This window comes from Flavobacterium sp. (assembly GCF_024305175.1).
Taxonomy (GTDB): Bacteria; Bacteroidota; Bacteroidia; order Flavobacteriales; family Flavobacteriaceae; genus Flavobacterium.
In genome coordinates this window covers 36,075-54,093 of the sequence record NZ_JAMWYY010000020.1, presented here as the reverse complement: position 1 = coordinate 54,093, position 18,019 = coordinate 36,075, and the positions used below count along the sequence as shown (strand labels likewise).

Sequence of the window (18,019 nt, the reverse complement as noted above, 5' to 3'; positions counted from 1 at the left end):
ATTATATAATGAATAAATTAATTGATGATATTTCTAAATAACTGAAAATCAGTAGTTATTTATTTTAGGAAATATTTAACAATTAAATATTACATAATAAATCGATGAAACGTAATAGTTAAATAATTGTATATCAATACTTTAACTTTATTTTAACTTATATTTGTACTGTGAAAATGAAAGTTTTATTGGTACAAAACGAAGTAAAACGAATGTAAAAAACTGGATGTATGAAAATAGTTAGACTTATCTTAGCTTTATTATTTTGCAGCAGTATTGCAAATGCCCAACTTACTGATTTTAATCTGAACCTCTCTAAAACAGATGAAACCTGTCTGAGCAATGGTTCTATTACTTTTAGTGTTAGCGGACTTACAACGGGTTCTACAGTGTTGTTTAAGGTGTATAAACTACCTAATACCAGCTCTCCTATATCAGTATTATCGGATAATTATTTAGGTGGCTTATCCGCCGGCACCTATAAGGTTGCAGCACTTCAGGCCTTGGGTGATGACTCTAATATGCAGGAGGCACAAATTACTATACAAAACCTTATACAGCCTTTTGCTATTTCTGTTTCTTCCAATAATTTAAACTGTGCTTCAGGAGGCAATATTGTGGTAAACGCCACGCAGGGCATAGCTGCTCAATATGAAATTATATCCGGCCCGGAAACCAGGCCGCTACAGGCATCTAATATTTTCGAAGGGTTACCATCAGGTACATATAATATAAGAGCTTTTAATAATTGCGGTGTAGGTAAAGTTAAAACGCATAGCCTTACCGTAGTCAGTTCTGAACTAAGTATATCAGATCCTGCTTTTGCTGAAACTACAGCTACATTTTGCGACTCTATTACTGTTACAAATGTTATAGCAGCAACATCGGGTACTATAGCCTATCCGCTTACTGTGCAGCACAGGCTGAACGCGATGGAGATAGGTGGTGATGAAATTGTTATTGACCAGACTATTACTAATGGCCCTGCGGACGCTTTAGAGGTATCGGCTGTACTGCCGCGATACAATGTGTCATATCCCTATGAATTGTTTGTTACAGATAACTGTAATACGTTATATGAGAAGACTGATAACATTGTTAGCCATGAATTGGGATTATCTTTTGTTACAGCCAATGCTCCGTGTGGTGAAGAATATCTTATGGTGAATGTGGGAGGATATGTAAACTCTTATACCGTAGAATTTTTATCAGCACCTGATGGTTTTAATGCTTTAGATTATAACGTTGCCGCTAATGGCAGTTTTACACAGCCATCTATAGAGTTTGGTAATGTGGAAAACCCTGTACCATTTGGTTATTATGTACTGCAAGTTACAGATGAATGCGGACGGTCAGCTATTAAAACACTTAATGTAGAGATAAATATACCTACCCCTATTGTAAATGGGCGTAACAACGGCTGCTTTTCAGAATTTGGCAGGATCAGGATAAGTGTTCCTAATTCAAATCTTGTATCGGCTACAATTATTGCAACAAATTCACCTTATACAGGTTCGCTGCCACAAAACGTAACACCTAATATTAATAATGCAGGCACACTTGCATTAAACAATATGCCTGTAGGTTTTTATACTATAGCTTTTACTGACGATTGCGGTTTTAGTTATGAAGAAATTGTAGAAGTACCTCCTTTTATAGAAAAACCTTTTACAGACGCAACGCTTGTTTCTTGTGAAGCAGGTTATGGCTCTGTGATGCTTAGAAGCGGTAACGGAGACCTGACAGAGGTTATAGTTACTGTTGCACCACCGGCCTATAGCCAGATGTATCAGGCTAACGTTTCTTCAAACATATTCAATGGCAGGTTTTATATGGGGAATCTTCCCCAGGGTAATTATGTTTTTAAAGCTACTGACGAATGCGGTATTGTTCATGATATGCAGGTTTATATAGAGGGTTATAATCCACCTGCTCAGGACAGCTTTATCTTTACTCCAAACTGCGGTTCATTCTCTGTTAAGGTTACAGATTCCAGTAATGGTCTTGAAGGCGCTACCTTTTGGCTGCAAAAGCTTAATACATCTACAGGGCAGTGGATGCACCCGCAAACCGGTGTGGTATATACAGAGGGCGCCATGCCTGATTCTGATACCGGGATAAAGCTTAACAACAACACGGTTCGGAATAACTTAAATTACAGCGGAAAATTCAGGATACTAAAAAGGTTTGAAACCTTTACAACTGCAAGTAATGAAAATACTGTATGTATAAGCGAACTGGGACAGTTTGAATATTATGATGTTTTAACTATTAATAGTGCCTACACTATGGCTTGTGTTGGTGAGCCAAATGATGTTTATGTAGAAGTTACCGGATATCCTGTTTCGTATAAAATTACACAAAAAGATGGTGAGCCGTTTATGGTTGATAATGGCGCGGATAATATTTTCAGGAATCTTGAACCGGCAGAATATGTAATGAGTGTTGAAGATGCCTGCGGCAATGTAGTAACGCAATGGATAAATTTCCAGGAACTCCCTTCTATAGCTGCGGCTAACCAGCCTGACGATATGGTTATATGTGCAGAGCCGGGTTCGGGCAATACGGCAGAATTTCACCTAACAGAACAGAACGAAGCAATATTAGGGCCTTTGTTCGGCGCAATGTATACTATAACTTATCACGCAACCCAGGCGGATGCAGATAACGGTAGTAATGCTTTACCGGAATATTATACAAGCCTTTCTAACGGGCAGGTTATATATGTGAGGCTTAAGCACAACGAGATTGATATTTGCCACAGTACTACATTATTCAGGCTATATGTGGGCGAATATCAGGAGCCGCACATAACCAGTAAAGGTACTGTATGCGATGGTATAGCGCTCGAGCTAACAGCAGAAGGTGGGTACAGCAGCTACTTATGGAGTACAGGCGAGACTACACAAACAATATCTGTAACAGAACCGGGGCTTTATACTGTATTTGTTGAAAAGAATTATGGCAACGGTAAATGTGAGGGATTTGCAGAGATGGAAATTTTTGCTTCTGAACAGCCTGAAATTGTTGCTGTGGATACAAGGGACTGGACAAGGGATGAAAACTCAATAACAGTTCATATTAAAGGAGAAGGCCGTTATGAGTATTCTTTAGATGGTTTTAACTATCAGGAAAGTAATGTGTTTGAAAATCTTGAAACTGGGGTTTACCAGGTTTATGTGAGAGACATGAACGGATGCGGGATGGATATAGAAGAAGTAGTGCTGCTGCATTATCCCAACTACTTTACTCCTAACGGAGATGGAGTGCACGACAAATGGTATATTCAGTATGCTATAAAAGAGCCAAACCTTAAAGTACAGATTTATGACAGGTATGGCAAGATAATTACCGCCTTTGGCTCTACAAGCGACGGATGGGACGGAACCTTTAACGGGGCCAGCCTTCCTTCTACAGATTACTGGTTTGTAGTTATCCGCCAGGACGGCAGGGAGTACCGCGGGCACTTTGCAATGGTCAGATAACAAAATAAGCTCCCTGAAAAGGGAGCTTATTGCTTTTTTAGGTATTACAGGTTAAAATTTGTAACCTATACCTATCTGGAATACTGAGTTTTTAGCGTCAATATCTTCTATAATGTCAGTTAAGCCCATGTTATACCTGCCTGTAGCAAAAAGGCCCATACTGGTTTCAAATGTAAGGCCGGCAGCTACACCAAACTCAAAGCTTTCAGCTTCGGCAGGAGTACCTTCAAGGTCAATATCTCCGTCGTTAGAGTTAGGATTAAAATCAAACTCTTCATTAACAACAAAGCTAAACTGTGGTCCCACTTCAAGGCTTAGTCCGTCAAGTACATATACTTTTGCAAGTATCGGCACGTTAATGTAGTCAAGCTGGTATTCTGCTTTGTCACCGTCAGATCCCTCAATGTCTGCATCAAATCCCTGGCCAGAGTATAAAACTTCTGCCTGGATAGAGAACATCTCGGTTAACGGCATTTCGCCAAGTACACCTACGTGAAAGCTTGTCCTTGAGTCAGGGCTGTCAAAGTCATCACCTGTAACAGTTGCAAAGTTAACACCACCCTTTACACCAAATCTTGGCGATAATGAATTCATGTTGCTGGTTTGCGCATTTACTGCTGCAATACCTCCAAACATTACAGCACTTAGAAATAACATTTTAATTCGTTTCATCTTGATAAAGTTTTAGTTTTGTTGAGTCAAAAGTATTGCATTAAAATTCCTGCTTTTGTCAAATTTTTCTTAATTCACATAACTTTAACCGCGTGAAAAACTGGGATAAATACATAAACGACTATAAATCATACCTCAGGATAGAGCGTGGGCTCTCGGTAAATTCGGTAGCAAATTATATTTTTGACATAAAAAGGCTGCTACAGTATTTAACACAATTTAATATTGAGGTTTCGCCATTACAGGTTTCGGAAGATATTATACAGCAGTTTGTTTACCATATTGCTGCAGAACTAAACCCCCGCTCGCGGGCAAGGGTAATTTCAGGGCTAAAGAGTTTTTTTAATTACCTCGTTTTTGAAGACTACCGTAAAACATCGCCAATGGAACTTATTGAGGTACCCAAGATTGGCAGGAAGCTGCCCGACACATTGTCAACACAGGAAATTGACAATCTTATTGCTGCAATAGATCTTAGCACAAATGAAGGCGAACGCAACAGAGCTATGCTTGAGCTTTTATACAGCTGCGGGCTCAGGGTTTCGGAACTGGTTACACTTAAAATATCCGATTTGTATTTTGAGGAAGGCTTTATTAAAGTTACCGGCAAAGGCAGCAAGCAGCGTTTTGTGCCGATAGGTACATTTACCCAAAAATATATTAGCATTTATAAAGACCAGGTAAGGGTGTTACAACCAATACAAAAAGGTAATGAAGATACTTTGTTCCTTAACAGGAGGGGCAGGGGGCTAACAAGGGCTATGGTATTTACTATTATTAAAAATCTGGCAAAGAAGATAAACCTCTCTAAAAATATTAGCCCGCATACTTTCCGGCATTCGTTTGCGACCCACCTGCTGGAGAACGGTGCCGATTTAAGGTCTATCCAGATAATGCTTGGGCATGAATCTATAACCACAACAGAAATTTATATGCACTTAGACCGCAGGTTTTTAGATAATGTTCTTAATACATATCACCCAAGGCGATAGTTTATAAACTATTTATTACATCATTATAAAATCTTAATTATATTTATATAGTTTTTTGCTCTAATTTCGTATCATGAAGTTTTTCGATTTACCTGATATCCATGATGGGGAAAGCCTTAACGCTTTCTATAAAAAGCTGCTGGACCAGGTGCCCGACCTTATTTTTAAAATGGTTTGGAAGGCAGATAACCTTTATTCGGTTGTATTTGCCAGCGAAAGCGTTAATGATATTTATGAGCTGAGTGTAGAAACATTTCTTTCAGATACGGATATATTTTTCAGGGAGCGCATTCATCCTGAAGATGCCGAAGGCTTTATAGCCTCTATGGAATTTGCCAAAGATACACTTTCACGCTGGAACCATGAATACCGCGTTCAGCTACCGGTTAAAGGTTTGCGCTGGATGCGTATTACAGCTAAACCGGAGCAGCAGCGAGACGGCACCATAAGTTTTTATGGCAGGGTTAGCGATGTTACTGAACAAAAAGAAAGAGAGCGCGAGATAAAAATATCAGAAGAACGTTATAAGTATGCATTGCAGGCAGCCTCTGAGGGTATCTGGGACTGGGATATGAAATCCAACACGGTATATTTTTCTGCACAGTCTATGAAGATTATCGGTAAAGAAGAAAAAGAGGTTATTGTGCCGTTATCTTTTTGGCGGGCGCGGATGCATCCGGACGATACTAAAGGGCATGAGTTGGCTCGTAGTTCTTACTTTAAGGGAGATATACCTTCTTTTGAGAATATATACAGGGTATTAAATGACAACGGCAAATACCGATGGGTATTGAGCCGTGGCAAGGCTGTGGGTTATGATGAGAAAGGAAACCCTGTAAGGGCCATTGGTACCCACAAGGATATAACCGACATGAAGGAAAAAGAGCTACAGCTTGCCAATACCATAAATATTATTGGCAGCCAAAATAACAGGCTTAGTAATTTTGCACACATAGTTTCGCATAACCTGCGGTCTCATGCGGGTAATCTTAAAATGCTGATAGATATTTTTAAGGGTGCAAAAGAGGAAGAAAAGCAGGAAATGCTTAACCAGCTCGAGGCAATATCAGATGGGCTTTATGTTACTATAATACACCTTAAAGAGCTTGTTGATATACAGTTTGAGGTAAAGATCATAAAAGAAAAGCTCAATTTAAGGCATTATCTCAAAAATATTTTAAATATCTTGCATAATGAAATTACCAAACATGGCGTTAATGTAGAGATTAACATACCTCTTGATGTAACCGTAAATTACAATCCGGCGTACCTTGAGAGTGTTTTGCTTAACTTTACAACAAATGCTATAAAATACTCAAGCCCCGAGAGAACGCCAATGCTCTCTTTTGATTTTGAAGTTATAAAAGGGGTAAAAGTACTTTCGGTATCAGATAACGGGCTTGGGCTCGATTTAAAAAAACATAAAAACTCCCTTTTCGGGATGTATAAAACCTTCCATAAAAACCAAAATTCAAGGGGTATAGGTTTATTCATTACCAAAAACCAGGTAGAGGCAATGGGAGGGAGGATAGAAGTTTACAGCGAAGTTAATAAAGGAACCACTTTTAAAATATTTTTTAATGAAGACGATTAAGAGCCTTTATATAGTGGATGACGATAAAATTTACCACTTTCTGTTTAAGAACCTTTTAAAGCAGAACGGTATTAATGTTGAAACCACTTTTTTTTCAAATGGGTTAGATGCGATTGAGTTTATACGTAAAAATAAAGATGATATTGAACTTCCCGACCTGATACTGCTTGATGTGAATATGCCTATAATGAACGGGTGGCAATTTTTAGAGGAATATGAAAAAATAGTTCAGGGGCTTACTAAAAAGCCGGTTATTTATATGATTAGTTCATCTAACAATGAGGTAGATATAAGCAAGTCTAAAGATTTTGATGGTATTGTTAAAGATTACTACCTGAAACCTATATGCAGGGAAGACCTTGAGAAAATGTTTGTAATGGAAGAGGTTTAATTAAAATAGCATTTATAAAAAAAGCTGACTTTCAAGTCAGCTTTTTTTATAAAGTATCAGCAAATAATTATTTTGCTATGTTAACGGCCCTTGTTTCGCGAATAACAGTTATTTTAACCTGCCCCGGATAGGTCATTTCTGTCTGTATCTTGTGTGATATCTCAAACGACAGGTTTGCTGCCATTTCATCGCTAACCTTTTCACTTTCCACAATCACACGAAGCTCACGGCCTGCCTGTATGGCATAAGCGCTCTTAACGCCTCCAAAGCCATAGGCAATGTCTTCAAGGTCTTTAAGCCTTTGTATGTAAGAATCCAGCACCTGCCTCCTTGCGCCCGGCCTTGCGCCCGATATGGCATCACAAACCTGTATAACAGGAGCAAGCATGGTTTTCATTTCAATTTCGTCGTGGTGGGCACCAATAGCGTTGCAAACTTCTTCTTTTTCTCCATATTTTTCTGCCCATTGCATACCCAATAATGCGTGCGGAAGATCACTTTCAGTATCCGGCACTTTACCTATATCGTGTAGTAATCCGGCTCTTTTTGCAAGTTTTACATTCAGCCCCAGTTCTGCCGCCATTATACCGCAAAGTTTGGCAACTTCCCTTGAGTGTTGCAGCAGGTTTTGCCCGTAAGAAGAACGGTATTTCATCCTGCCCACAACCTTTATAAGTTCCGGGTGAAGGCCGTGTATGCCTAAGTCTATTACTGTGCGCTTACCAACTTCTATAATTTCGTCTTCAATTTGCTTGGCTGTTTTTGCAACCACCTCTTCAATACGTGCGGGGTGAATCCTTCCGTCTGTAACAAGTTTGTGCAGTGCAAGTCGCGCTACTTCTCTCCTTACCGGGTCAAAGCACGAAAGTATAATAGCTTCCGGTGTGTCATCTACAATTATCTCTACACCAGTGGCAGCTTCCAGCGCACGGATGTTACGCCCTTCACGCCCGATGATACGGCCCTTTACATCATCAGATTCAATGTTAAATACCGAAACGCAGTTTTCTACGGCTTCTTCGGTACCAACGCGCTGTATAGTGTTTAGTATAATTTTCTTGGCTTCCTGCTGTGCAGTTAGTTTAGCCTCTTCTATAGTGTCCTGTATATGTGCCATTGCACTGCTCTTGGCATCGGCTTTCAGGCTTTCTACAAGCTGGTTTTTAGCTTCTTCAGCACTTAATCCTGATATAACTTCAAGCTGCTCTACCTGGCTCTTGTGCAGCCTGTCTATTTCCTGCTGCTTTTTGTCAAGGTACTCTATGCGGTTGTTATAATCGGTAATTTTTGCTTCAACTTCTTCGTTCAGCTTTTTGCTTTTAGCAAGCTCACTTGATATCTGAGATTCCTTATCGCGTGTCCTCTTTTCCGCCTCGGCAATTTTTTTGTCTTTGCCCAGTATTACCTGCTCATGTTCTGCCTTTAGCTCAAGAAATTTTTCTTTTGCCTGCAGCAGTTTATCTTTTTTAATGGCTTCGGCTTCGTTAGTTGCGTCCTTAATTATAGAGGCAGCCTCTTTACGGGCGTTGCCCATAATGCCTGTAGCGCTTTTCTTCTCCAGGAATTTAGCTATGCCAAAGCCTGCAGCAAGCCCTATAACAGCACCGATAATTAACATTAATGTTGCGTCCATAATTTGTTTTAGTGTTGATGTATGTATATAAAAAAAGCCTACATTAGAAGATTGTATAAACTCGTAAAGACAAGTTTTGAGCTAACCCGCTGATCAAGGATCTGCTCTGTGGCAGCTTGCTTTAACAGCGATGATTCACCCATTTTAATGTATTGGTGTTGAGTTTATCAAATATGTACTAATGTAGGCAGTATCTTGACGTATGTAAAGAACGTATATTTATTCAGAGAGCATTTGTCCCAGTCTTTCATCCATTTCCTTCAGCTTATCAAAAGCCGTTTCCAGTTCTGCAGATGTGTTTATCTGCTTTTGTTCTGCCTGTGCTGCAAACTGTAGCGCACACATGGCTAAAACATCCTGCTTATCCCTTACTGCATAGTTTTCTTCAAACTGCTTTATCATGCTGTCGATTTTTTTAGAAGCGCTCCTTAGCCCTTCTTCCTGTGCCGGATCTACCGTTAGCGGGTAAACCCTGTCGGCAATAGATATTTTAATCTTCAGCTTCTCATCCATCTCTTCCTTAATCAGAAAGTTGTGCTATGCAATAATCAATTTCGCGGATCAATGAATTTATTTTGAGTTTTGTTTCTCTCTTATTGTCGTCACTGCCCAATAATGAATTTGCCATTTTAAGCGTTTCATTCTGCTTTTTCAGCATCATGATCTCTTCAAGCTGGCTGCCGGTAACCATAGCTGACTCAGAAAGTTTACTTTCCAGTTCCCTGTTCCTCTTTTCCAGCATCTCCATTTTCCGGAGTAGCTGTTTAAGTTTATATTCCAGAGAATCAACTATTTCGGGTAATCCGTTCATGGCAACCGATATTCATTACAATATTTTACAAAGTTAATATTACTTTGTTTACAAACAACAATAATGTAAAATTTATTGCAATTTTTTGTAATATATCTGTGATAAATTGCTTTGTAATCAGTTATAAGTTTAAGTTTTTGCAGCCTTTTAATTATAAGGTTTTTCATATTTTAGCCGTATGAGTTTACGCTATATTTTATTACTGATTGCATCCGCTTCATTCGCGCAGGATCCTTATCCGCAGGATTATTTCCGTTCGCCTATGGATTTGCCTGTGCACCCCAGCGGTACCTTTGGCGAAATACGGACGAACCACTTTCATGCAGGTTTAGATTATCGTACCAAGCAAAGCACAGGGCACCCTGTTTATGCGGCTGCCGAAGGCTATGTTTCGCGTATAAAAGTTTCGCCATACGGATACGGTACAGCTTTATACATAGACCACCCGAACGGTTACACAACTGTTTACGGGCATCTTTCGGCCTATGCGCCTAAAATAGACTCTGTAGTGCGTGCGAAACAGTATGAAAAACAGACATTTGATATAGAGCTATTTTTTAAGCCCGGAGAGATTAATGTTGGTCATGGCGAATTGGTAGCGCTTTCGGGCAATACCGGGGGCTCAGGTGGGCCGCACCTGCATTTTGAATATCGTGATACCAAAACAGAAGAAATAATAAACCCGTTGCATTTCGGTCTCAAAAAGCTGATGAAAGATCCAAAGACCCCTTCTGTGCATGGGCTAATGGTATACCCGCTTAGCGAGGATGCGGTGGTTGATGGTGCCCGCAGGCCGTTTTTGATAAACCTCAAGTTGCAAAAAGACGGGACTTATATTGCCGATAAAATAATGGCTAAGGGCAATGTGGGCTTTGCCATAAGCACCTCAGATAAATCTACAGGCAGTTATGGGCACAACGGTGTTTATAAGGTGGAAACCTTTTATAACGGCAGCCCCGGTTTTAGTTATACTTTCGACAGCTTTGCTTTTAACGAGTCGCGCTATGTAAATAACTTTATAGATTACGGGCATTATTATAATACAGGCGAGAAATACCAAAAGCTATTTGTAAAGACACCTTATCCGCTTTCTTTAATAAAAAAGAACACCACCAACGGGCATCTTGCAATTGAGCCTGATAAGGTACAGAACTACCGCATTGAGGTTTCCGATTTTCACGGAAACAAAGCCGTTATAAACGGCAGCATTGCCTATTCGCCCGAACCTGCACGGGTAATGGAACCAAAGCACATCACTCCATACTTTGTAAAGGCGGCAAATGATAACATATATACTAAAAATGGTGTTTCGGTATTTATACCTGCCAATGCCTTTTATGAAGATTTTTATATGGATTTTGATGTAAGGGATACTGTTTTGTACCTGCACGACCCAAAGGTGCCGGTGCACGATTACCTTACGGTTTCGTTTGATGTGAGCCATATACCGGTTGAAGAACTGCAAAAAACGTTTATATCCGGCACAACCGGCAAAAGGCGCAATTATCACTCCAGCTACATGGAAGAAGGAAGGCTTACTGCCAAAGTCCGTGCCCTTGGCACCTTTGAACTTGATAAGGACGTTACACCTCCTAAAATATACAGCCCGAGCTTTACCGAAGGCAAGTGGCTGAGTAAAGAAAATAGCTTCAGCTTAAAAATAAGCGATGACCTTTCGGGCATTGCAACCTATGATGCCTGGATTAACGGCAAGTGGATATTAATGCATTATGATTATAAAACCCGCATGATTGTGCACAACTTTAGCGATGGCCTTGCAGATGAAGGCCGCAACGATTTAAAAGTTGTTGTAACAGATAATGTTGGTAATTCTACTACCTTTGAAACACATTTTTTCAGAACACAAAATACAGCCTCTGTTGAAAACAATAAATAAGTTCCTTGCGTTGGCCCTGTTCCTGGTCAGCAGTGTGGTTTTAGCTCAAAATGCCCCTTTTATGCATGGTGTAATGCTGGATGAGCACAATATGCCTATAGAGGGCGTAAATATATATTATGATGGCCCTGACGGGCGCGTTTCTGCTAATACCGACCAAAGAGGCTATTACAAAATAGTTCTCCCTGCAAATGTTCCTGTAGATGTGCACTTTACCCATGTTAGTTTTGCCAATTCAGTTTATGAAGGTGTAGAGTTGCCACCGGGCACGGTATATGAGTTTAACTCCATACTTTTAACAGGGCTCACAACACTTAAAACAGTTGAGATAGATTCGCCAACAGGGCGTAAAAAACTTCAGGGTGCTATTGATATACCACCAGCATTGCTCAGGAAAATACCAAGTGCAAACGGCGGGGTAGAGGCTATAGTAAAACTTTTGGGAGGTAACAGTAATAATGAACTTAGTACACAATACTCTGTGCGTGGCGGTAACTATGATGAAAACCTTGTATATGTAGAAGATATAGAAATATACAGGCCGTTGCTTATACGCTCCGGGCAGCAGGAAGGTTTAAGTTTTACCAATTCTGCTATGGCAGAAGATGTGCAGTTCTACTCAGGCGGCTTCCAGTCACGCTATGGAGATAAGCTCTCTTCGGTACTTGATATTACCTACCGAAGGCCGGTTGATTACGGAGCTGAACTGGAGGCGAGCTTCCTCGGCGGAAGCCTGACCCTTGAAGGTATTTCTAAAGACAAAAAATGGAGTGCCATTACGGGTGCACGTTACCGTAACAACAGCCTTTTGGTAAACAGCCAGCAAACCGAAACCAACTTTAACCCTGTTTTTGCCGATGTGCAGACAATGGTAAACTTTATGCCATCGGATAAATGGGAGATTAGCTTTTTGGGTAACATATCGCAGAATAAATACAATTATGAACCGCTGACACGCCAAACCAATTTTGGTACTATAGATGAACCTATAGCATTGCAGATATTTTATGAAGGGCAGGAACAGGATGAATACCTTACTTATTTTGGTGCATTAAAATCAACTTATAAAGTTTCTGATTATTTTACCTTAAAGGTTATAGGCTCTGTTTACCACACGCAGGAACAGGAGCATTTTGATATACTTGCACAATATGTATTGGGCGATGTAGATACGTCTATAGGAAGTGAATCTCTCGGGCAGATACAAAACCCAAGGGGAGTAGGCTCTCAGCTTAACCACGGGCGTAACGACCTTGATGCCCTTATAGCCAATGCCGAGGTTAAAGGGGTACATGATTTTAAAACGAGCCTTGTAGAGTGGGGCGTAAAATATACCCGCGAAGATTTTCGCGACAGGCTGGTAGAGTGGGAGGTAATAGACTCTGCAGGCTTTTCTTTGCCCTCACCTGTAATAGACAGGCAGGTAAACGACCAGCCCTACAATCCTTACTATGGCCCGCTAACGCCTTACCAAAATGTAAGGGCTACCAACTTTGTTGTTATAAACCGTATGCAGGGCTATGCCCAATGGAGCCGCAGGGCAAAGCTTGGCAATAGCGAAGCCTACATGAACCTGGGGGTAAGGGCGCACCAATGGCAGGTTGACAGCGACATAAGCGGCAAAGGCAAAAGCCAGGTAGTGGTTAGCCCGCGTGCGCAGTTTAGCCTGAAGCCGAACTGGGAAAAAGATATGCTTTTCCGCCTTGCAGGAGGTTTGTATTACCAGCCGCCTTTTTACAGGGAGCTTCGCGATTCTTTAGGTGTTGTTAATCCTGATGTAAAGGCACAGCGCTCTATACATGTGGTGCTTGGTAACGACTATAGTTTTAAAATGTGGGGTGGCAGGCCATTTAAGCTGGTTACTGAGGCTTATTATAAAGATATGGATGATGTAAACACTTACACGCTGGAAAATGTGCGTATCCGTTACCGTGCCAATAACGATGCGGTTGCCTATGCCTATGGTTTGGATATGCGCCTTAACGGAGAGTTTGTTCCCGGCACGCAGTCATGGTTTACTTTCGGTTATATGAAGACCGAAGAGAATTACAGGGATAGGGGCTATATTGCCCGCCCAACCGACCAAAGGCTTAAATTCGGGTTGCTTTTCCAGGATTATGTGCCTAATATACCAAGCCTGAGAATGTACCTTAACCTGGTTTATAATACCGGCCTGCCGGGTGGTTCGCCATCGTATGCCGACCCTTATGTGTACCAGTCGAGATTAAGAGATTACCGCCGTGCCGATGCCGGCTTTGCTTATGTGTTTACCGATGACAGTAAAAAAGTTGATGCTGACAGCTGGCTTGCGGCCTTTGATGAACTTTCCCTCGGGCTTGAGATATTTAACCTGTTTGATAACCAGAATGCCATAACCAATACATGGGTGCGCGATGTTTATACCAAAACACAATATGGCATACCTAACTATTTAACCAGCCGTGTTTTCAGCCTTAAGCTTACGGCACGTATCTGATAATTGAAACATTTTCCTTATTTTTGGGTTATATCCTTATCAAAAATGAAAAAGAGCACACTACTGGTTTTATCTTTTGCAGCCCTTGCCGCAGTAAGCTGCCGCAAAGAAGAGAAGCCTAAGCCAAAGGTTATATATGAAAACAGGGCAGAAGAACAAAAGGATGTTAAGCCTGATTCTGCGCAAATAAAGGTAGCCGACCTTCCGGTGCACATGGAAGGCACAAAGTACCTGATACACCCCATTGGCGATATACGTGTGTATGATGACAAGGCCAGGAGCTATGGCAGCAGCCGTACCAATAACATAAGCTATGCCATATCCAACTATAACCGTTATGAGCTTACAGGCTATTTTGAGAACCTTAAGTTTCAGCATATAGACAGTACAGCACTATACCCGCTTACAGATAAGCATGTGCAGATACAAACCGTAACCTACCTTAATACCATCAGCAAAAGGCAGGTGCTTGTTTATTCTATGGTAGATTCGGACACCAACAAAGACAAGAAGATAGACATAAATGATATTAAGTCATTATATGTAAGTGATATCAGCGGCAGGAATTTCCACAAGCTTACGCTGGATATGCAGGAACTGTTAGACTGGAATATTGTTGAGGCGAAAAACAGGCTTTACTTCCGCACTATTGAGGATATAAACCAAAACGGCGCGTTTGATGAAAAAGACAAGGTGCATTACCATTATGTAGATTTACTTTCGGATGAATGGGCTACTACTGATTATGAGCCGGTGCAGTAAGCTTTAAATCAGTATTTCGCTTTCAAGGTCAGATTTTTCTATAGTAAAGTTAAAGCCTAACTGCTCCATCAGCTGTATCACGAGGTTTTTATACCAGTTCTCTGATTTTGGGTGGATGTATATCTTTTCAATCAGTTTATTGATATCTACATCTATCTTCAAACCATCATTAATAGTTTGGTTATACTTGGTAATATCCGATATTATACGTACTTCTCCTTCATACTGAAAGCTCTTGCGCTTAAACAGAAACGGAAAGAAGGTATCATCAAACGGGATAAACTCCTTCTTATAATCGATGTAATTTACAGCGCCAATATGCTGCTCATACCTTCTTTCAGGCTCCATAGCCTGTTGCAGCCTGCCTATCGTGCTTTGTATGGCAAGCCCTTCGTTATTCTGTGTAAAAATCTGCCACATGGCATACGATTCATATTCGTTAATGTGCCAACTGCTGATAACTACCTTTTCCCTATGGGTTTTGTAGTGGTCTAAAAACCTGGGGTTGTTCTCGGCAATCTTCTTTATTTCGCCAAAGGTTGGCTCGCTAAAGGTGCCTTCATACTGGTCTTCAAATTTATCAGAACGTGCCATGAATAGTTTTTTGCACAGTAGCAAGTCCAGGAACTTAGATAAGTCCAGGTACTTCCATACAATAGTATCGGGTTCAGGAACGGTTATATTAGCGTGAGGTACATACATATACCGGTTATTTTAGTTCGTAAATTTAGCAATGTTAAGTTCACGCAGCGGTTAAAATACTGTTATCTGTTGCCGGCTTCCTGCCATATTGCTTTAAGGTCTTTAAAATGATCAATCCTGTAATCAGCTTTATCTGCGCTATGCAGGTTATTTTTATCATACAGAACTGTTGTAATACCTAAAGCTTTTGCCGCCGCAATTTCCGATTCAGGGTCATCGCCAATAACCAGTACTTCTTCCGGAAAATAGCTGTATCTTTTAAGTATATCAGCAAAAACCTCTTTCTTGCTTGTTTTTGTGGGGTCAACCACATGAAGTTCCTTAAAGTCTGCTTCTATCCCCATCTGCTTTATCTTGCTCAGCTGCATTTTACGGAAACCGGTAGTAACTAAAAAGCGTTCTGCGGGAATATTCTTGATTTCGGGATAATCTTCAAAAGTCTCTATGGCATCTTCATATTCCAGTTCTTCCTGTAGTGCAATTCCCTTTTCGGTAAGTTCAGGGCTAAAGTTATGCCTTTGTGCCACAATCCTGAAAGGCGTGCGCATTATGGCAAATTTTATGGCGTCAAAATCTTCGGTGTGCTGCCCGCTCTCCTTAATCAGTTCAAACAGCGGCCCGAAAAGCTTTTCTCCAATAGCACTAACAGGGTAAACAGTATTGTCGAGATCGTAGATGATGGCTTTTATCGGCATATATAGTTTAGTATTAAACGTAAAAATACATCTAAAATGAAACAGCCGCAAAGGCTGCGGCTGTTTTAAAATTTATTTAGCTATTCAAAGCTTTGCATAGTAACGAGTTTTTTATAAGTCCCGTCATGTGCTATCAGTTCATCGTGCGTGCCCTGTTCTACAATGCGGCCTTTTTGCATTACCACAATTTTATCTGCCTTTTGAATAGTGCTCAGCCTGTGTGCGATGACTACTGATGTGCGGTTTTGCATCATGTTTTCCAGCGCTTCCTGTACCAGCCTTTCACTTTCGGTATCCAGTGCAGAGGTAGCTTCATCCAGTATCATTATCGGCGGGTTTTTAAGTACTGCCCTTGCAATGCTGAGGCGTTGCTTTTGCCCTCCGCTCAATTTGTTGCCGCCATCTCCTATATTGGTGTGTATGCCTTCCGGAAGGCCTTCCACAAACTCGTAGGCATTAGCTACTTTTAGCGCAGCAATTATCTCTTCATCAGTTGCGTTTTCCTTGCCCAGTGCCACGTTGTTACGAACAGTATCATTAAACAATATACTGTCCTGCGTTACAAGCCCCATCATACCGCGAAGCGTTTTCAGCTTATAATCCCTTATATCGGTACCGCTTACTTTTATGCTGCCTTCCTGCACATCATAAAAACGGGTAAGCAGGTTAGCTATGGTACTTTTGCCACTGCCCGATTGCCCTACCAGCGCCACTGTTTGCCCTTTAGGTACAGTAAGCGAAAAGTTGGTAAGCACGTTTTCTTCGCCATAACGGAATGTAACATTTTCTATACTGATACCACTTTCGTATGCTGTTGCTTCTATAGCATCAGGCTTATCTGCTATGCTGATGTCTGTCTCAAGCAGTTCTGTTATCCTCTCCGCAGAAGCATTACCGCGCTTCAGGCTGTAGCTGGCTTTAGATATATCTTTTGCAGGAGTTAAAATATTATAGGCAAGTGTTATATAACCAAGAAAGAATCCGGCTTCCATTGTTTCATCTTCAAAAACGAGATATCCACCATAGCAAAGCAGTACGCCTATTACCACAATACCAAGCAGTTCACTTAAAGGCGAAGCAAGGTTTTGCCTGTTGGCTACCGAGTTTGAAGAACGAAAAAGCGCCTGATTTATATTGGTAAACTTAGTGCTGAATATACCTTCGGCAGTAAATGATTTTATCACCTTTAGCCCGCCAACGGTTTCTTCGAGGATAGAGAGTACCTTGCCCTGCTGCTGCTGCACACGCATAGAACGCTTTTTAAGCGACTTGCCTACTTTAGATATAATAAAGCCTGCTATGGGTATAAACACCAGTACAAAAATGGTAAGCTTGGTACTTAATATAAACATAGATACCAGTGTAAACAATATTGTAAGGGGTTGCTTTACTATCATTTCAAGATAGTTCATAAAAGAGTTGCTTATCTCGTTTACATCTGTGGTAAGGCGCGCTATAACATCGCCCTTTGTTGTGCCTGAATAGTAGGAAAAAGGCAGCTTTACTACTTTTTTATATAAATCTGTGCGCAGGTCTTTTATAACGCCATTTCTTAAATGGGTTACAAAATACATAGCCAGGTAATTGGTGAAATTTTTAAGAAGGAAAATAAATATAATGATGCCGATAATAAACATCAGCACATTAAACACCCCATGTTCCCTAATCTCTTTTGTTAGTATGTAGTTGAGGTAATTTTCTATGAAAGGTTTAAGTTCGCCCAGCCCCTGATACGCAGGTTTTACAAATACTGGCTCTGTGTCGTTAAAAATTACTTTTAAAACAGGTATTAACGCAACCAGTGAAAGCGTACTGAACAACGCATACAGCACATTAAAGAAAATGTTGAGGTACATTTCCTTTCGGTAAGGTTTTGCGAACCTGAAGAATTTTTTATAGCTACTCATTA

14 protein-coding genes and 1 other RNA gene are annotated in these 18,019 nt (G+C 40.7%); 7 read left to right on the top strand and 8 right to left on the bottom strand.

All coding sequences use genetic code 11. The annotated features are described in order from the left end of the window. Positions 1–230 precede the first annotated feature (230 nt). On the top strand, positions 231–3,485 hold the full coding sequence (locus tag Q0K96_RS06975) for a T9SS type B sorting domain-containing protein (RefSeq protein ID WP_297333283.1): 3,255 nt from the start codon (positions 231–233) through the stop codon (positions 3,483–3,485). Between the two features lie 51 nt (positions 3,486–3,536). Here Q0K96_RS06975 and Q0K96_RS06970 read toward each other — a convergent pair whose 3' ends face one another. Continuing rightward, positions 3,537–4,157: a porin family protein gene (locus tag Q0K96_RS06970; protein WP_297333282.1), complete on the bottom strand. Its 621-nt coding sequence runs from the start codon at positions 4,155–4,157 to the stop codon at positions 3,537–3,539. A gap of 92 nt (positions 4,158–4,249) precedes the next feature. On the opposite strand from Q0K96_RS06970, the gene Q0K96_RS06965 reads away from it, so the two are divergent. From Q0K96_RS06965 to Q0K96_RS06955, 3 genes are all read left to right on the top strand, one after another. Then, positions 4,250–5,149, top strand: coding sequence for a site-specific tyrosine recombinase (locus tag Q0K96_RS06965; protein ID WP_297333281.1), 900 nt, complete (start codon positions 4,250–4,252; stop codon positions 5,147–5,149). A 73-nt stretch (positions 5,150–5,222) separates the two neighbouring features. Further along, positions 5,223–6,743: a PAS domain-containing sensor histidine kinase gene (locus tag Q0K96_RS06960; protein WP_297333280.1), complete on the top strand. Its 1,521-nt coding sequence runs from the start codon at positions 5,223–5,225 to the stop codon at positions 6,741–6,743. Beyond that, complete coding sequence (locus Q0K96_RS06955) at positions 6,730–7,134, top strand: response regulator (RefSeq protein ID WP_297333279.1); 405 nt, start codon at positions 6,730–6,732, stop codon at positions 7,132–7,134. Before Q0K96_RS06960 ends, Q0K96_RS06955 begins: the two co-directional genes overlap by 14 nt. 67 nt (positions 7,135–7,201) lie before the next feature. Here the strand turns inward: Q0K96_RS06955 and rny are convergent, their stop codons facing one another. The 4 genes from rny to Q0K96_RS06935 form a co-directional block, all read right to left on the bottom strand. After that, entirely contained in the window at positions 7,202–8,767 is a 1,566-nt protein-coding gene (rny, locus tag Q0K96_RS06950) for a ribonuclease Y (RefSeq protein ID WP_297333278.1), read from the bottom strand. Positions 8,768–8,824: 57 nt separating this feature from the next. Continuing rightward, positions 8,825–8,931, bottom strand: a non-coding RNA gene (ssrS, locus tag Q0K96_RS06945) — 6S RNA. A 55-nt stretch (positions 8,932–8,986) separates the two neighbouring features. Next, positions 8,987–9,280 carry a cell division protein ZapA gene (locus Q0K96_RS06940; protein WP_223051799.1) on the bottom strand — a complete coding sequence of 98 codons (294 nt, stop codon included), beginning with the start codon at positions 9,278–9,280 and terminating at the stop codon, positions 8,987–8,989. Positions 9,281–9,287: 7 nt separating this feature from the next. Next, positions 9,288–9,578, bottom strand: coding sequence for a hypothetical protein (locus Q0K96_RS06935; RefSeq protein WP_297333277.1), 291 nt, complete (start codon positions 9,576–9,578; stop codon positions 9,288–9,290). Positions 9,579–9,756: 178 nt separating this feature from the next. Here Q0K96_RS06935 and Q0K96_RS06930 point away from each other — a divergent pair, with 178 nt between their 5' ends. The 3 genes from Q0K96_RS06930 (at position 9,757) to Q0K96_RS06920 (ending at position 14,713) form a co-directional block, all read left to right on the top strand. Then, complete coding sequence (locus tag Q0K96_RS06930) at positions 9,757–11,475, top strand: M23 family metallopeptidase (RefSeq protein WP_297333276.1); 1,719 nt, start codon at positions 9,757–9,759, stop codon at positions 11,473–11,475. 61 nt (positions 11,476–11,536) lie between these two features. Continuing rightward, positions 11,537–13,951: a TonB-dependent receptor gene (locus tag Q0K96_RS06925; RefSeq protein ID WP_297333286.1), complete on the top strand. Its 2,415-nt coding sequence runs from the start codon at positions 11,537–11,539 to the stop codon at positions 13,949–13,951. Between the two features lie 45 nt (positions 13,952–13,996). Continuing rightward, complete coding sequence (locus Q0K96_RS06920) at positions 13,997–14,713, top strand: hypothetical protein (protein WP_297333275.1); 717 nt, start codon at positions 13,997–13,999, stop codon at positions 14,711–14,713. Positions 14,714–14,716: 3 nt separating this feature from the next. Here Q0K96_RS06920 and Q0K96_RS06915 read toward each other — a convergent pair whose 3' ends face one another. From Q0K96_RS06915 to Q0K96_RS06905, 3 genes are all read right to left on the bottom strand, one after another. Beyond that, a complete protein-coding gene (locus Q0K96_RS06915) occupies positions 14,717–15,415 on the bottom strand; it encodes a hypothetical protein (protein ID WP_297333274.1) in 699 nt (232 codons plus the stop codon). A 62-nt stretch (positions 15,416–15,477) separates the two neighbouring features. Continuing rightward, the gene (locus Q0K96_RS06910) at positions 15,478–16,110 is read right to left on the bottom strand and encodes an HAD family hydrolase (protein WP_297333273.1); all 633 of its coding nucleotides are present in this window, start codon (positions 16,108–16,110) and stop codon (positions 15,478–15,480) included. Between the two features lie 80 nt (positions 16,111–16,190). After that, complete coding sequence (locus tag Q0K96_RS06905) at positions 16,191–18,017, bottom strand: ABC transporter ATP-binding protein (protein ID WP_297333272.1); 1,827 nt, start codon at positions 18,015–18,017, stop codon at positions 16,191–16,193. Between the last annotated feature and the right edge of the window lie 2 nt (positions 18,018–18,019).

Excerpts from the sequence above, each read along its gene's own strand:
- Q0K96_RS06955 (WP_297333279.1), top strand. The coding sequence starts at position 6,730 with ATGAAGACGATTAAGAGCCTTTATATAGTGGATGACGATAAAATTTAC.
- Q0K96_RS06910 (WP_297333273.1), bottom strand. The coding sequence starts at position 16,110 with ATGCCGATAAAAGCCATCATCTACGATCTCGACAATACTGTTTACCCT.
- rny (WP_297333278.1), bottom strand. The coding sequence starts at position 8,767 with ATGGACGCAACATTAATGTTAATTATCGGTGCTGTTATAGGGCTTGCT.
- Q0K96_RS06970 (WP_297333282.1), bottom strand. The coding sequence starts at position 4,157 with ATGAAACGAATTAAAATGTTATTTCTAAGTGCTGTAATGTTTGGAGGT.
- Q0K96_RS06935 (WP_297333277.1), bottom strand. The coding sequence starts at position 9,578 with ATGAACGGATTACCCGAAATAGTTGATTCTCTGGAATATAAACTTAAA.
- Q0K96_RS06915 (WP_297333274.1), bottom strand. The coding sequence starts at position 15,415 with ATGTATGTACCTCACGCTAATATAACCGTTCCTGAACCCGATACTATT.
- Q0K96_RS06940 (WP_223051799.1), bottom strand. The coding sequence starts at position 9,280 with ATGGATGAGAAGCTGAAGATTAAAATATCTATTGCCGACAGGGTTTAC.
- Q0K96_RS06905 (WP_297333272.1), bottom strand. The coding sequence starts at position 18,017 with ATGAGTAGCTATAAAAAATTCTTCAGGTTCGCAAAACCTTACCGAAAG.
- Q0K96_RS06925 (WP_297333286.1), top strand. The coding sequence starts at position 11,537 with ATGCATGGTGTAATGCTGGATGAGCACAATATGCCTATAGAGGGCGTA.
- Q0K96_RS06960 (WP_297333280.1), top strand. The coding sequence starts at position 5,223 with ATGAAGTTTTTCGATTTACCTGATATCCATGATGGGGAAAGCCTTAAC.
- Q0K96_RS06930 (WP_297333276.1), top strand. The coding sequence starts at position 9,757 with ATGAGTTTACGCTATATTTTATTACTGATTGCATCCGCTTCATTCGCG.
- Q0K96_RS06975 (WP_297333283.1), top strand. The coding sequence starts at position 231 with ATGAAAATAGTTAGACTTATCTTAGCTTTATTATTTTGCAGCAGTATT.
- Q0K96_RS06920 (WP_297333275.1), top strand. The coding sequence starts at position 13,997 with ATGAAAAAGAGCACACTACTGGTTTTATCTTTTGCAGCCCTTGCCGCA.